This is a genomic window from Alkalihalophilus lindianensis (genome assembly GCF_032843265.1).
Classification (GTDB): Bacteria; Bacillota; Bacilli; order Bacillales; family Bacillaceae_D; genus Alkalihalophilus; species Alkalihalophilus lindianensis.
In genome coordinates this window covers 1-258 of the sequence record NZ_JAWJBA010000598.1, presented here as the reverse complement: position 1 = coordinate 258, position 258 = coordinate 1, and the positions used below count along the sequence as shown (strand labels likewise).

The 258-nt window shown below is 31.0% G+C and carries 1 protein-coding gene; it reads right to left on the bottom strand.

Translation table 11 applies throughout. From position 1 onward, the window contains the following. Nucleotides 1-44: 44 nt before the first annotated feature. On the bottom strand, nucleotides 45-258 hold a 214-nt coding region (locus RYX56_RS23575; protein WP_317124283.1), incomplete at its 5' end, for a hypothetical protein.

Below are 258 nucleotides of genomic sequence, written 5' to 3'. Positions count from 1 at the left end.
TAAATGTACAAGGACAGCTTTTTTATCTTAAGCTACCCTTTACTTCACGAAAATGTTGTTTGAATATTCAGATTGATATAACCAACTATTCTGAAGTTGATGATGGCTACTGAACTTGTATCTATAAGTAATGCAGAATCTTTTAATGTTAGGGGTGTTGAAAACTTGGCAAAATATATTTTTAGCAGATTAGGGTATATGGTAGTCACTTTTTTGGTAATTGCAACTTTTACATTTTTTCTCATGCAAACATTGCCA